Genomic DNA, 13,579 nt, shown 5'->3' with positions numbered 1-13,579 from the left:
AAAATAAATAAAACGAGCTTAATTTTATTAAGCACGTTTTATTTATTAATATCCATTTCTGTTGGTAAATCGATAATATATCTCCCAATATAGCAACCTCTTTAAAACTGTTTAACTGTATTACCAATACCCCAAATTTCATTACTGTACTGCAAAATCGTTCGATCGCTCGCAAAATGACCAGACTGTGCAATATTTAAAATCGACATTTCTAGCCACTTCGTTCGGTTCTCATAAGCTCTACCGACAGCTTCTTGTCTTTCAGCATATGGACCAAAATCTCGCAGAACAAAATATTCATCATTTTGAATAACGAGAGAATCGTAAATTGCTTCAAATTCGGCTCCCGACTGTGCAAAGAAACCATTCGTTAACTGATCTACTACCTTTTTAATGTGCCCATTGTGGTGATAATAATCACTTGCACGATATCCACCATTTTGATAGTAATGAAGAACCTCTTCTGCTGTTAAACCGAAAATAAAACAGTTATCATCACCGACCCGGTCTTTTATTTCAACGTTAGCACCGTCTAGCGTTCCGAGTGTAATCGCACCATTCATCATAAATTTCATATTACCTGTTCCCGATGCTTCTTTACTCGCCGTTGAAATTTGTTCACTTACATCCGCCGCCGGGAATATATCTTCTGCTAAAGAAACTCGATAGTTTTCTAGAAAGATAACTTTCATATATTGACTGACATACGGGTCATTATTTACTTTTCTTGCGAGTTCATTTATTAATTTAATAATTTTTTTCGCGTAATAATAGCCAGGTGATGCTTTCGCTCCAAAAATAAAAGTACGCGGATAAAATGTAAAACTAGCATCCTCTTTCAAACGGTTATACAAATATAAAATATGAAGAACATTTAATAATTGTCGTTTATAAGCATGTAATCTTTTCACTTGCACATCAAAAATAGAATTTGGATCAATGGTAATCCCCATTGTATTATGAATACGCTCCGCTAAAATCTCTTTACGCTCTTGTTTTACCTCTGCAAATTTCTCTTGGAAACTCGCATCATATTGAACTAATTGTAGCTCTTGAAGCTTAATCGGTTCTTTCTTCCACTCTGTTCCAATCGCCTCTGAAATGAGATTTGTTAACTGTGGATTTGCTTTCATAAGCCAGCGCCTATGAGCAATTCCATTCGTCTTATTATTAAACTTATCTGGATAAAATTCATAAAACAATCGCATTTCCCGCTGCTTTAATATTTCCGTATGAATTTTCGCTACACCATTTACGCTATGGCTACCGACAATCGCTAAATGAGCCATTTTCACAAGGTCATGTGCAATAATCGCCATTGCTTCAATACGATCCCACTCATACGGATACTGTTCCCAAAGTTCATGACAGAAACGTTCATTAATCTCTTCAATAATCATATAAATTCTCGGTAATAACGGTTTAAAAATGTGAATTGGCCACTTTTCGAGCGCTTCTGATAACGTTGTATGATTCGTATAAGAAATCGTCTGCGTCGTTATGTGCCAAGCTTCTTCCCATGCTAACTTTTCTTCGTCTAGTAAAATGCGCATCAGTTCCGGAATTGCTAAAACCGGATGTGTATCGTTAATGTGGATCGCAATTTTTTCATGTAGTTGACGAAGGTCACCATATCTTTCTCTATGCATTCGAACGATATTTTGCAAACTTGCTGATACGAGGAAATACTGTTGTTTTAAACGAAGTATTTTTCCCTCATCATGCGTATCATCTGGATATAAAAACTCCGATACAGCCTCTGTTTCACGCTTATATTTCAAAATATCTTTGCAGTTTTGCGGGAAAGGAACTGGTTCAGCATTCCAAAGTCTAAGTGTATTTACAGTACTCGTCTCATAGCCAACTACCGGCACATCATATGGCACGGCCATAATGACTTCTGCATTTGTATGCCTAAACTCTAAACGCCCGTCAATTTCTAGCGGTTCAACATTGCCGAAATAACTTACTTCTACAGCTTGATCATGCCTTCTTACTTCCCATACGTTTTCATGAAGAAGCCACTGTTCTGGAAATTCGACTTGATAACCATCAACAATTTTCTGATCAAACAAACCATGTTTATAACGAATTCCACAGCCGTGTCCTGGCAAGTTTAAAGATGCAAGTGAATCGAGAAAACAGGCTGCTAAGCGTCCAAGCCCACCATTACCAAGGCCTGCATCTGCTTCCACTTCTTCTAACTCTTGTAACGAAATCCCTAGTTCGGATAACCCTTGCTCGCATACATCTCTAATACCTAAATTCAAGATGTTACTTCCAAGCAAACGTCCAAGCAAAAACTCAATAGACAAGTAATACATTTGCTTTTGCTCTCCGGATCGATAACTCTCATTCGTTGCAATCCATTGACTATTCATATACTCACGTACCATATGGCCGAGTGTATTATATTGATCACGAGTTGTAGAATCTTTGAAACTTTTCCCATACATCGTCTCTAACTTTTCTAGAAAAGTTGATTTAAAACTTTCAACATGAGTAAACATTTTTTCACCACCTACATGTTATTCCATGAGACTTTTATATAATTCCTTATAAGCAAGAGCCGATTGCTCCCAGCTGTAATCTTCAGTCATCGCTTGTTTTACAAGCTGCTCCCATACCGGTTTATCGTGATAGAATTCAATTGCACGATGAATCGTATGCAGCATGTCATGTGCATTAAAATTCGTGAAACTAAAACCATTTCCTTCTCCAGTTTCTTCATCATAAGAATGTACCGTATCGTTTAATCCACCTGTTTCTCTTACAATTGGAATCGTACCGTATGCTAATGCGATAAGTTGTCCAAGTCCACACGGTTCAAACAGCGATGGCATTAAGAATAAATCACTTCCTGCATACACTTGATGAGCTAATTCTTCATTAAATCCGATATAAACTTTTACCTTCTCCGGATACTCATATGCCATCCATTCAAAGAATTGCTCATATTCCGAATCACCTGATCCTAAAATAATACATTGTACATCTTCTTCCATTATTTCGCGGAATACAGTACGTACTAAATCAAGACCTTTTTGCTTCGTTAATCTCGTTACCATTGAAATAATTGGTGTATCCTCTTTTTCTGGCAAACCAAAATAACGCTGCAAGGCGCGTTTATTTTCACTCTTTTCATATAATGACTCTGCATCATACTGAGCCTTAATATACGAATCTGTTTCTGGATTATATACGCTCGTATCAATACCATTTACAATGCCGCTAAGCTTATCATTATATTTTCGCAGCAATCCATCTAACTTCTCACCGAAAAATTCATATTGAATTTCTTCCTTATATGTCGGGCTAACTGCTGTAATTTGATCTGAAGCTATAATACCGCCCTTCATAAAATTCACATTCCCATAAAACTCTAACTGCTCACTGTGGAAATATTCATCACCAAGTTCTAACAAGTCGTACATTACTTCAGGAGGAAATACACCTTGGAACTGTAAGTTATGAATTGTATATACCGTTTTAATACGCTCATATAACGGGTTATCTTGATACTTTTCACGAAGTAAGAAATTAACCATAGCCGTATGCCAATCGTGGCTATGAAGAACATCCACTTCAAAATCAAGGTGCGGAATACACTCTAACACCGCTTTTGAGAAATAAGAAAAACGCTCTCCGTCATCATAATGACCATACAGAGAATCTCTCTTAAAATAATATTCATTATCTATTAAGTAATACGTAATTCCGTCTTGCTCACCTTTTAAAATTCCACAATATTGATTTCTCCACCCAAGAGGGACGTTAATTACTTTATGTAACGTACATCCATCTCTTAACTTTTGCGGAATGAGACTATAATTCGGAAGTATAATACGCACGTCCACTCCTAATTTTTTCAGCTCTTTTGGGAGCGCACCCGCTACATCAGCTAATCCTCCCGATTTCACAAACGGTACACATTCTGATACTGCAAATAAAATATTCACTTGTTGTCCCACTGCGCGAAAAGTTTTTATTACTCCTCTTGCAGCTTCCTCCCTTCGAGTTTTCATTTGAATTAAAACTTTAATCAGTGGAGGAAAAAGCCCCCACTGATTCTTTTAAGAATAACTATTAATCGTACTGTTTTGTACGCTTCCTTTTTCTACAACATACGGCCCATCGGCGTTTCCTTTTAATACGACACCGTCACCAATTTTCACATCTTTATCAATAATAACACCATCTATTATACAGTTATCTCCAATTTGGCTCTTTTGCATAATAATACTGTTACGAATAATTGAACCTTTTCCAATTTTAACTGAACGAGAAACAACACTGTTTTCGACTTCCCCTTCAATAATACTACCGTTTGCAATCATTGTATTTTTCACGACTGCACCCTTTAAATAACGAGTTGGTGGCTCATCTTTTACTTTCGTAAAGATCGGTGCTTCTTTCTTAAATAATTGCTTCCAAATAGCAGGTTGCAAAATTTCTAAGCTATGTTTATAGTAACTTTCAATCGAGTCAATAATTGCTACATATCCAGTATGTTCATATGTAGCAATGTGTAATGATTTCCCGCGCTTTTCTCTCACTACATCAAATAAACTGTATTGTTCCACATCTTTATATGACTCAAATAAGTCTAACAATAATTGTTTCTTTAACACATATGTTTGAAGTGAAACCCCTTCATGGCAAACTTCCGTAATATCAGCTGCCGTATGTATATGTCGCTCTAACACCGCTTGAAAATTTAATGCTGTTACGAGATGGCTATTCGTAATAACAACGTACTCTTCTCTGCTTCTTAGAAAATAATCAATATGTCTTCTAAAGTGTGCAAAAGACCCAAATTCATCTTGGTCACATTGGCAGTTTGGCGGGAATAAAAATAGTCCGTCTCGTTTTCTATCTAAATCCCACTGTTTTCCTGAACCAACATGGTCCATTAACGAACGATTTTTATGGCTTGTAAAAACTGCCACACTATGAATACTAGAATTCACCATATTTGAAAGCATGAAATCAATGAGTCGATAACGGCCCCCAAACGGTAACGCCGCTAGTGAACGATGCCCTGTTACTTTCTTTAAGGAAGGAAAACTTCCCGTTGCATTAATAATTCCTAACATTTTTTCTCCCATTCATTTCATCCCCCTTTTCTATTTTCCTTCAGCAATTAATACTACATCGTCAACATTCTTTTCTGGACGAATGATTGTTCCATCCTCGATAACCATTTCTGATCCAACAATCGCTCTTTCAATCACAACATTTTTACCAATCTTAGCCCCTGGCATAACGACAGAATCAATCACCATACTTCCTTCTTCCACCGTCACTCCTTGGAATAACACAGAATGCTTCACGTCCCCTTCAATGACGCACCCTTCGTTAATAAGCGATTCTTCTACTTTCGCCTTTTCAGCAATATATTGAGGCGGTTCGTTTGGATTGACAGAGTAAATACGCCAATTACGATCGTTTAAATTCAGTGATGTTTCATCGCGAAGCAAATCCATATTCGCTTCCCATAAGCTCTTCACCGTTCCAACATCTTTCCAATATCCTTCAAACGGATACGCCATTAGCTTCTTCCCTTCATCCAATAAAAGCGGAAGTACGTCTTTTCCGAAATCGTTACTAGATTCAGGGTTTCTTGCATCCATCTCTAAATACTCTTTCAAAATTGACCAATTAAAAATATAGATTCCCATTGATGCAAGATTACTTCTTGGAAATTGTGGTTTCTCTTCAAACTCAACAATCTCCATTTCTTCATTTGTATTCATAATGCCAAAGCGACTTGCTTCATCCCAAGGTACTTCAATAACAGAAATGGATACGTCCGATTCTTTCTCAATATGGTAATCTAGCATCTTACTGTAATCCATTTTATAAATATGGTCGCCTGATAAAATGAGAACATACTCCGGTTCATACTGACTTAAATAGTTTAAGTTTTGATAAATGGCACTTGCCGTACCTGTATACCACTTAACCCCTGAAGACTCCGCATAAGGAGGTAAGACTGTGACCCCACCGTTTACTCGGTCTAAATCCCACGCATTTCCGATTCCGATATAATTATGAAGTTCGAGTGGTTGATATTGCGTTAAAATCCCAACCGTTTCAATACCAGAATTCGCACAGTTACTTAGCGTAAAATCAATAATGCGATATTTACCACCAAATGGAACAGCTGGCTTGGCTAAATTCTTTGTTAATGCACTTAAACGACTACCTTTTCCCCCTGCTAGTAACATTGCTACGCACTTTTGTTTTTGAGCCATCTTGTTTTTTGCTCCCCTTTCTCGTCTTCACTGGTCGTAATATGGATACGCCAAATGGTGGAATTGTAATCTCTACATGTGCTGCTTGATTATGGTACGGTTCTAGAATCGTCTTAAGACGTTTCTTATTCACTTGTCCCGAACCGCCATATTGCTGTGCATCACTGTTTAAAATCTCGTTATAATACTCGAAATCTGGTACACCTACTTTATAGTTTTCATATGTAGCTTTCGTAAAATTACATACGATAACTAACGCATCTTCTTGTTTATCCCCTTGGCGGATAAACGAGAAAATACTTTGCTCGTTATTATTAGCATCAATCCACTGAAAACCTTCAGGCGAATGATCAAGCTGCCAAAGTGGTTTTGAGCGCTTATACAATGCTATGAGCTCTTTAAAGTAATCATGCATATAACGATGCATTTCAAAATCATGTAAATTCCAATCTAAATCTTCAAGGTCTTTCCACTCATCAAACTGCCCGAATTCTCCTCCCATGAAAAGTAATTTCTTTCCTGGGTGAGTAAAGAAATATCCATATAACAAACGAAGCTGAGCAAACTTATCCCAGTAATCACCTGGCATTTTATTTAATAACGACTTTTTCCCATGAACGACTTCATCATGAGAAAGGGGTAATATGAAGTTTTCAGAGTAAGCATATAGTAAAGAGAACGTCATTTTCTCATGAATATATTTTCTGTACTCTGGCGCACACTCCATATATTTCAGCACGTCATTCATCCAGCCCATATTCCATTTGTAATTGAATCCAAGCCCACCTTCATACGTTGGTGCTGTTACAAGTGGCCAAGCTGTTGAATCCTCTGCCGTCATAAGAAAATCTTCATCCTCTGCAAACACTGCTTCATTTAACTCCCGTAAAAATGACACAGCGTACTCATTACTTTGCTCTTGTCCTTCTTTATTCCAGTACAACATGTTCGCAACTGCATCTACTCTGAAACCATCAATATGGAAATATCTCATCCAAAATAACGCATTTGAAATTAAGAAATTACGTACCTCTCTCTTTCCTAAATCAAAATTGACAGTTCCCCATACTAGATTTTCTTGTACATCTTTATCTTTATATTCATAGGTCGGTGTGCCATCAAACAAATATAAACCGTGAGCATCTTTACAAAAGTGCCCCGGTACCCAATCTAAAATGACACCGATTCCATATTTATGACATTCGTCGACAAAATACATTAAATCATGCGGTGTACCAAATCTACTCGTCGCTGCATAATATCCCGTTCCTTGATATCCCCAAGAACGATCATATGGATGCTCAACAAGCGGCATAATTTCAATATGTGTAAATTGATGTTCCACCACATACGGAATGAGTTCTTCTGCCATTTCCCTGTAAGAATATAGTGTTCCATCTTCTTTCTTTTTCCAAGAACCAAAATGTAATTCATAAACTGTCATCGCTTCTTTATAAATCGGTTTTTTCTTTTTCTTACGATTCCAGTTTTTATCATTCCATTCATATCCTTTTATATCAAAAACTACAGATGCCGTATTCGGTCTTACTTCTGCATATATAGCATACGGATCTGCCTTTAAAATGACGTCACCAGCCAACGTTTCAATCGCATATTTATATATTTCTCCTTCTTCAATATGCGGTATAAATAAGGACCAAATCCCTTCTTCTGTCACTTGTAGCATCTTATGTTGCTCATAATCCCACTCATTAAAATCTCCAACAACACTCATTGCTTTCGCATGAGGAGCCCAGACTGTAAATCGTACCCCTTGAATCTCATCTTCCGTCACAACATGTGCGCCAAAGATGTTATAACTTTCATAGTACTTTTCTGTATGAAACTCATCTCGTTTCACTTCTTCACAATTTATTACACTCAATATGCTCACCTCACTTAGATGACAGAATTTTTTATACTTTAACTATTTCTGCGAAAAACTGCAATATCCTTGTTAATTTATAAAAAACATTCGTTTTTTTCTTAAAAATGTTAGTTTTTCTTCACATTTCCGTGTAAAATATCGAATTTTGACGAATATTCATTGAAAACGCTTTATTATTCTTCTATATTTTTACCAATTATTTTTTCTCAACCTTTATTTTATTATTTTTATCCTATTTTTCATGCTATTTTCCACTCAAAATCAAAACAAAATAATCTGTCATAAAAAAATGTTTCTCAATATTTTTTGTCACAATGTTATTGAAATGCGAAATTTAATCCTGCTTTTGAAAAGCTACTTTCCGAAAAAGGAGTAACCGCAAAAGTAAATGAACCGAAACTAGAGGCAGGTTCTGTTACAGTTGGCGGCGCTATCGATGACAAAAACTTTGCTGGATTAGATGGTGATTTCCCGTTCATTGATGTAATTTTCAAAGTAGAAAATGATGAATTTTATGAAGCAAACGCTCAATTAGAGTCACCAATTTTTGTTTACTGGAAACAAGGTGAATCAGAACCAAATAGAATGCGTGTACTTCAAGATCAAACATTCTCAGTTATGTCCTTAAACTCACTAGTAGAAGGAAATATTAAACCTGGTGCGTTCTTAAATGAACGCGAATATTTAGATGAAAAGTTCGATTATACAAAGCTTGGCGTAAAAGTATATGCGACTGATTCTTACCGTCATAAGTTTGAAGGCTCACTAGATAAATACGGATACTTCAAACTAAATGGACTTCCAGTTAATAAACGCAACAATAACTTATATGTAGAGATGCCAGGACATTTAACAAGCCGCCTAACAACGAAACTTGGTACTGAAAAAGACGGTAAGCTGCTTGGCCAATATTATTATGCAAGACCTGACGAAAACCTTACCGGCGATGTAAATGCTCATAAAGTAATCGATATTAAAGATGCTGAAATTATCGCTAGCAACTATGGTAAAAAAGGACTAACTGTAAAAGACGGAGACCTTAATAAAGATGGTATTGTCGACGAAAAAGATATTCGCTTCGTTGAAAGGAACTTCTTGAAAAAAGGTCCAGATGCATCTAAATCACAAACACCTGTAGAAAAATCCAAAAGCGGTACACTGGCAGATATTTTAAAGAAATTAGGATTAACACCTAAAAAATAATAAAATGAAACTTTAATCAGTGGTTTTTTACTGCCCGGCAAATAGCGGAATAATAAAGAGCACTCTACGTAAAATAGAGTGCTCTTTTCTATAAACGACCCTTATCCAGCAAAAGGGGTATATTGGGGATATACAAGGGAAACCGGAAAAGGAATTTATATTAAATTATATAAGTTCAGAGGTAAGAAGCAGTTTCCCACCTCTGAATTATTTAGCAATTATTATAGTACTGGTGCCATTGTTTCTTTTAATACTTTTACAGAATGAGCGAACTTCACTTTTTCCTCTTCATTTAGCTCAAGTTCTACGATTTCACGTACACCTTCGCGGTTAATTACAGCTGGAACACCTACGTAAGCATCTTTCTCGCCGTATTGACCTTCAAGGTATGCAGATACAGTTAATACGCTGTTCTCGTTGTTTAAGATTGCTTTAGTTACACGAAGTAGTGACATACCGATTCCGTAGTAAGTTGCACCTTTACGCTCGATGATATGGTAAGCTGCATCACGTACGTTTTCGAAGATTTTGTCTAAGTCTTCTTGTTTGTACTGTTCGTTGTTAGCTAAGATTGTTTCTAATTTTTGTACACCGATAGTAGCGTGGCTCCATACTGGAAGTTCAGTGTCACCGTGTTCACCAACGATGTAAGCATGAACGTTGCGTGGATCTACATCTAAGTAGTCACCTAACATGTAACGGAAACGAGCAGAGTCTAAAGTAGTACCAGAACCGATTACGCGCTCTTTCGGTAAACCAGATTCTTTCCAAGTTACGTAAGTTAAAATATCAACTGGGTTAGTTGCGATTAAGAAGATTCCATCGAATCCGCTATCCATAATGCCGCGAACGATTTGTTTAAAGATCTTTGTATTTTTCTCAACTAAGTCTAAACGAGTTTCACCTGGCTTTTGTGGTAACCCAGCAGTGATAACAACTAAATCTGCATCTTTACAATCTGCATAGCTACCGCTCCAAACTTTTGTTGGTGATGGAGAGAATGGTACCGCATGGCTTAAGTCCATTGCTTCCCCTTCTGCTTTTGCTTCATTAACATCTACTAATACGAATTCTTCAGCTACACCTTGGTTGATCATTGAGTAAGCGTAACTACAACCTACAGCTCCTGTTCCTACTAATACTACACGATTGATACCTTTTTTCATGGTAATTTCCCCTCTCTATTGTTCACATATATTTTTTTATGATTGTTTAAGTAATTAATTAAAATACTAATTTAATGTTGTTTAACTTCTTTACATTCATATTGTAGCACGTATTATTGTGAATTACTTCACAAATTATGACCTATTTGTGAACTTTTTCACATAGAGTGTAAAGTTATTGGAATAGGTGTGGAATCCATTTCAATGGAGGCGTTTTCTTTAGATTGTGAAAGGGATTTTCTTGTGTTTTTCGTCGGTAAGTGAAATTATATCGGCGATTTTTAGAATATATCGACCGTAACTCCAAATATATCAGCGATTATTAAAATTTATCAATCGTAACTCAAATTATATCAGCGATTTTTGCAATATATCGACTTACCGACAAAACTCGACAATAATGACAACATAAAAAAGCTGTCTCCAGTAGATCACACCTGTTGAAAGAAAGCAGCTTCTTCTATATATTATTTATTTTCATCCGTTTCTCCAAGTGTAGGAGGCTACAGCCATACAGCTGGGGTAAATAAACAACATGATTGTATTTACGGCTCTCTATACCCAACTGCAACAGCCCATACTTCATATTTCTTCTATTGCATAAAAAAGCAGACTATCCAAAGTTCACTTTTATACAACAAAAAAGAGATAGCAGATTATGCTATCTCTTTTAGTATGACCCGTACGGGATTCGAACCCGTGTTACCGCCGTGAAAGGGCGGTGTCTTAACCACTTGACCAACGGGCCAGTTCTGGCAGAGAAGAAGGGATTCGAACCCTCGCACCGCGTTCGCGATCTACTCCCTTAGCAGGGGAGCCCCTTGAGCCACTTGGGTACTTCTCTATAAATATGGCTCCGCAGGTAGGACTCGAACCTACGACCGATCGGTTAACAGCCGATAGCTCTACCACTGAGCTACTGCGGAACAATTATGGTGGGCCTAAATGGACTCGAACCATCGACCTCACGCTTATCAGGCGTGCGCTCTAACCAGCTGAGCTATAGGCCCATAATTGAAAAGCGGGTGAAGAGAATCGAACTCTCGACCAGAGCTTGGAAGGCTCTTGTTTTACCACTAAACTACACCCGCATTAAATTGTAAATGGTGAGCCATGAAGGACTCGAACCTTCGACCCTCTGATTAAAAGTCAGATGCTCTACCAACTGAGCTAATGGCTCATTTTGAAAGTGGTGCCGACTAGAGGACTTGAACCCCCAACCTACTGATTACAAGTCAGTTGCTCTACCAATTGAGCTAAGTCGGCTCGTGATTTCAAAATGGTGGCTCGGGACGGAATCGAACCGCCGACACGAGGATTTTCAGTCCTCTGCTCTACCGACTGAGCTACCGAGCCTTTATGTAAAAAATGGCGGTCCCGACCGGGGTCGAACCGGCGATCTCCTGCGTGACAGGCAGGCATGTTAACCACTACACCACGGGACCATTTGGTTGCGGGGACAGGATTTGAACCTGCGACCTTCGGGTTATGAGCCCGACGAGCTACCGTGCTGCTCCACCCCGCGATGATAAAATATTCACTTTAGAAAAAATGGAGGAGGTAGAGGGATTCGAACCCCCGCGCGACTCTCGCCGCCTGTCGGTTTTCAAGACCGATCCCTTCAGCCGAACTTGGGTATACCTCCGAGATATATACGTCTAATGGTGGACCTTGTAGGACTCGAACCTACGACCGGACGGTTATGAGCCGTCTGCTCTAACCAGCTGAGCTAAAGGTCCTTTATGGTAGCGGCGGAGGGGATCGAACCCCCGACCTCACGGGTATGAACCGTACGCTCTAGCCAGCTGAGCTACACCGCCATAAATGATATTAATATAAGTGGAGCCTAGCGGGATCGAACCGCTGACCTCCTGCGTGCAAGGCAGGCGCTCTCCCAGCTGAGCTAAGGCCCCATGTTTTTTAGGAATATCGGGAAGACAGGATTTGAACCTGCGACCCCCTGGTCCCAAACCAGGTGCTCTACCAAGCTGAGCCACTTCCCGTTAATAAAAGCGCGCCCGAGAGGAGTCGAACCCCTAACCTCTTGATCCGTAGTCAAACGCTCTATCCAATTGAGCTACGGGCGCATATGGTGCCGAGGGCGGGGGTCGAACCCGCACGGTGGTCACCCACCGCAGGATTTTAAGTCCTGTGCGTCTGCCTGTTCCGCCACCCCGGCATGTCATATTGAAAATTGGAGCGGAAGACGGGATTCGAACCCGCGACCCCAACCTTGGCAAGGTTGTATTCTACCACTGAACTACTTCCGCAAGACATGTATAAGTTATTTTATTAAAAGTGCGGGTGAAGGGAGTCGAACCCCCACGCCAAAGGCGCTAGATCCTAAGTCTAGTGCGTCTGCCAATTCCGCCACACCCGCATATTTCATTAAAATGGTGAGCCATGAAGGACTCGAACCTTCGACCCTCTGATTAAAAGTCAGATGCTCTACCAACTGAGCTAATGGCTCTTAATGGCTGGGCTAGCTGGATTCGAACCAGCGCATGACGGAGTCAAAGTCCGTTGCCTTACCGCTTGGCTATAGCCCATTAATTAAGAATGGTGGAGGGGGGCAGATTCGAACTGCCGAACCCGAAGGAGCGGATTTACAGTCCGCCGCGTTTAGCCACTTCGCTACCCCTCCGACATATATGGTGGAGGATGACGGGATCGAACCGCCGACCCCCTGCTTGTAAGGCAGGTGCTCTCCCAGCTGAGCTAATCCTCCATTTTGCCTGGCAACGTCCTACTCTCACAGGGACAAGGTCCCAACTACCATCGGCGCTAGAGAGCTTAACTTCCGTGTTCGGTATGGGAACGGGTGTGACCTCTCTGCCATCATTACCAGACTGTATTCATTTAAGACAAGAATCATTGTAACTCATTTAACTTTTAAAGTCAACAAGTTTTTTATATTCTTTCAAAACTAGATAACATTGCTACATATTATATGGTTAAGTCCTCGATCTATTAGTATTCGTCAGCTCCACATGTCACCATGCTTCCACCTCGAACCTATCAACCTGATCATCTTTCAGGGATCTTACTAGCTTACGCTATGGGAA

The 13,579-nt window shown here is 39.1% G+C and carries 6 protein-coding genes, 23 tRNA genes, 2 rRNA genes and 1 pseudogene; 1 reads left to right on the top strand and 31 read right to left on the bottom strand.

Annotated features, from left to right (window positions below; all coding sequences use genetic code 11):
• Positions 1 to 101 precede the first annotated feature (101 nt).
• From glgP to glgB, 5 genes are all read right to left on the bottom strand, one after another.
• The gene (gene glgP / locus AU379_RS00160) at positions 102 to 2,510 is read right to left on the bottom strand and encodes a glycogen phosphorylase (protein ID WP_061138874.1); all 2,409 of its coding nucleotides are present in this window, start codon (positions 2,508 to 2,510) and stop codon (positions 102 to 104) included.
• Between the two features lie 18 nt (positions 2,511 to 2,528).
• Complete coding sequence (gene glgA, locus AU379_RS00155; RefSeq protein WP_023901191.1) at positions 2,529 to 3,959, bottom strand: glycogen synthase GlgA; 1,431 nt, start codon at positions 3,957 to 3,959, stop codon at positions 2,529 to 2,531.
• A gap of 114 nt (positions 3,960 to 4,073) precedes the next feature.
• A complete protein-coding gene (glgD, locus tag AU379_RS00150; RefSeq protein WP_000504164.1) occupies positions 4,074 to 5,108 on the bottom strand; it encodes a glucose-1-phosphate adenylyltransferase subunit GlgD in 1,035 nt (344 codons plus the stop codon).
• Between the two features lie 18 nt (positions 5,109 to 5,126).
• Positions 5,127 to 6,257 (bottom strand): glucose-1-phosphate adenylyltransferase, encoded by a 1,131-nt coding sequence (glgC, locus tag AU379_RS00145; protein ID WP_000057604.1) that lies wholly within the window; start codon positions 6,255 to 6,257, stop codon positions 5,127 to 5,129.
• Positions 6,205 to 8,142 (bottom strand): 1,4-alpha-glucan branching protein GlgB, encoded by a 1,938-nt coding sequence (glgB, locus tag AU379_RS00140; protein WP_000111398.1) that lies wholly within the window; start codon positions 8,140 to 8,142, stop codon positions 6,205 to 6,207. Before glgB ends, glgC begins: the two co-directional genes overlap by 53 nt.
• Before the next feature lie 327 nt (positions 8,143 to 8,469).
• Between glgB and AU379_RS30180 the strand changes: the two are divergent.
• Positions 8,470 to 9,348: pseudogene (locus AU379_RS30180) on the top strand (peptidase S8); the annotation flags it as partial.
• Positions 9,349 to 9,569: 221 nt separating this feature from the next.
• Here the strand turns inward: AU379_RS30180 and AU379_RS00130 are convergent.
• From AU379_RS00130 to AU379_RS00005, 26 genes are all read right to left on the bottom strand, one after another.
• On the bottom strand, positions 9,570 to 10,514 hold the full coding sequence (locus tag AU379_RS00130) for an L-lactate dehydrogenase (RefSeq protein ID WP_000715340.1): 945 nt from the start codon (positions 10,512 to 10,514) through the stop codon (positions 9,570 to 9,572).
• Between the two features lie 676 nt (positions 10,515 to 11,190).
• Positions 11,191 to 11,262: transfer RNA gene (locus tag AU379_RS00125), tRNA-Glu, on the bottom strand.
• Between the two features lie 5 nt (positions 11,263 to 11,267).
• A tRNA-Ser gene (locus tag AU379_RS00120) sits at positions 11,268 to 11,358 on the bottom strand.
• Between the two features lie 7 nt (positions 11,359 to 11,365).
• Positions 11,366 to 11,440, bottom strand: a tRNA-Asn gene (locus tag AU379_RS00115).
• 7 nt (positions 11,441 to 11,447) lie between these two features.
• Positions 11,448 to 11,524: transfer RNA gene (locus AU379_RS00110), tRNA-Ile, on the bottom strand.
• A 10-nt stretch (positions 11,525 to 11,534) separates the two neighbouring features.
• Positions 11,535 to 11,605 (bottom strand) — tRNA-Gly (locus AU379_RS00105).
• Between the two features lie 13 nt (positions 11,606 to 11,618).
• A tRNA-Lys gene (locus AU379_RS00100) sits at positions 11,619 to 11,694 on the bottom strand.
• A 10-nt stretch (positions 11,695 to 11,704) separates the two neighbouring features.
• A tRNA-Thr gene (locus AU379_RS00095) sits at positions 11,705 to 11,780 on the bottom strand.
• A gap of 14 nt (positions 11,781 to 11,794) precedes the next feature.
• Positions 11,795 to 11,870: transfer RNA gene (locus tag AU379_RS00090), tRNA-Phe, on the bottom strand.
• A 13-nt stretch (positions 11,871 to 11,883) separates the two neighbouring features.
• A tRNA-Asp gene (locus AU379_RS00085) sits at positions 11,884 to 11,959 on the bottom strand.
• Between the two features lie 3 nt (positions 11,960 to 11,962).
• Positions 11,963 to 12,039: transfer RNA gene (locus tag AU379_RS00080), tRNA-Met, on the bottom strand.
• Between the two features lie 27 nt (positions 12,040 to 12,066).
• A tRNA-Ser gene (locus tag AU379_RS00075) sits at positions 12,067 to 12,159 on the bottom strand.
• A gap of 17 nt (positions 12,160 to 12,176) precedes the next feature.
• Positions 12,177 to 12,253 (bottom strand) — tRNA-Ile (locus AU379_RS00070).
• 4 nt (positions 12,254 to 12,257) lie between these two features.
• Positions 12,258 to 12,334, bottom strand: a tRNA-Met gene (locus tag AU379_RS00065).
• Positions 12,335 to 12,354: 20 nt separating this feature from the next.
• Positions 12,355 to 12,427: transfer RNA gene (locus AU379_RS00060), tRNA-Ala, on the bottom strand.
• Between the two features lie 16 nt (positions 12,428 to 12,443).
• A tRNA-Pro gene (locus AU379_RS00055) sits at positions 12,444 to 12,517 on the bottom strand.
• Positions 12,518 to 12,527: 10 nt separating this feature from the next.
• Positions 12,528 to 12,601 (bottom strand) — tRNA-Arg (locus AU379_RS00050).
• A 3-nt stretch (positions 12,602 to 12,604) separates the two neighbouring features.
• A tRNA-Leu gene (locus AU379_RS00045) sits at positions 12,605 to 12,693 on the bottom strand.
• 16 nt (positions 12,694 to 12,709) lie between these two features.
• A tRNA-Gly gene (locus AU379_RS00040) sits at positions 12,710 to 12,784 on the bottom strand.
• 29 nt (positions 12,785 to 12,813) lie between these two features.
• Positions 12,814 to 12,894: transfer RNA gene (locus tag AU379_RS00035), tRNA-Leu, on the bottom strand.
• A 14-nt stretch (positions 12,895 to 12,908) separates the two neighbouring features.
• Positions 12,909 to 12,984 (bottom strand) — tRNA-Lys (locus AU379_RS00030).
• A gap of 4 nt (positions 12,985 to 12,988) precedes the next feature.
• Positions 12,989 to 13,063, bottom strand: a tRNA-Gln gene (locus tag AU379_RS00025).
• An 11-nt stretch (positions 13,064 to 13,074) separates the two neighbouring features.
• A tRNA-Tyr gene (locus tag AU379_RS00020) sits at positions 13,075 to 13,158 on the bottom strand.
• Positions 13,159 to 13,166: 8 nt separating this feature from the next.
• Positions 13,167 to 13,242: transfer RNA gene (locus tag AU379_RS00015), tRNA-Val, on the bottom strand.
• A gap of 5 nt (positions 13,243 to 13,247) precedes the next feature.
• Positions 13,248 to 13,363: ribosomal RNA gene (gene rrf / locus AU379_RS00010) — 5S ribosomal RNA — on the bottom strand.
• Between the two features lie 101 nt (positions 13,364 to 13,464).
• A 23S ribosomal RNA gene (locus AU379_RS00005) occupies positions 13,465 to 13,579 on the bottom strand; the annotation flags it as partial.

It is taken from the genome of Bacillus sp. JH7, from assembly GCF_001563515.1.
In the GTDB taxonomy this organism is placed as follows: Bacteria; Bacillota; Bacilli; order Bacillales; family Bacillaceae_G; genus Bacillus_A; species Bacillus_A cereus.
Note: the sequence above shows the minus strand (reverse complement) of the source record. Positions and strands in the feature narration are given on the sequence as shown.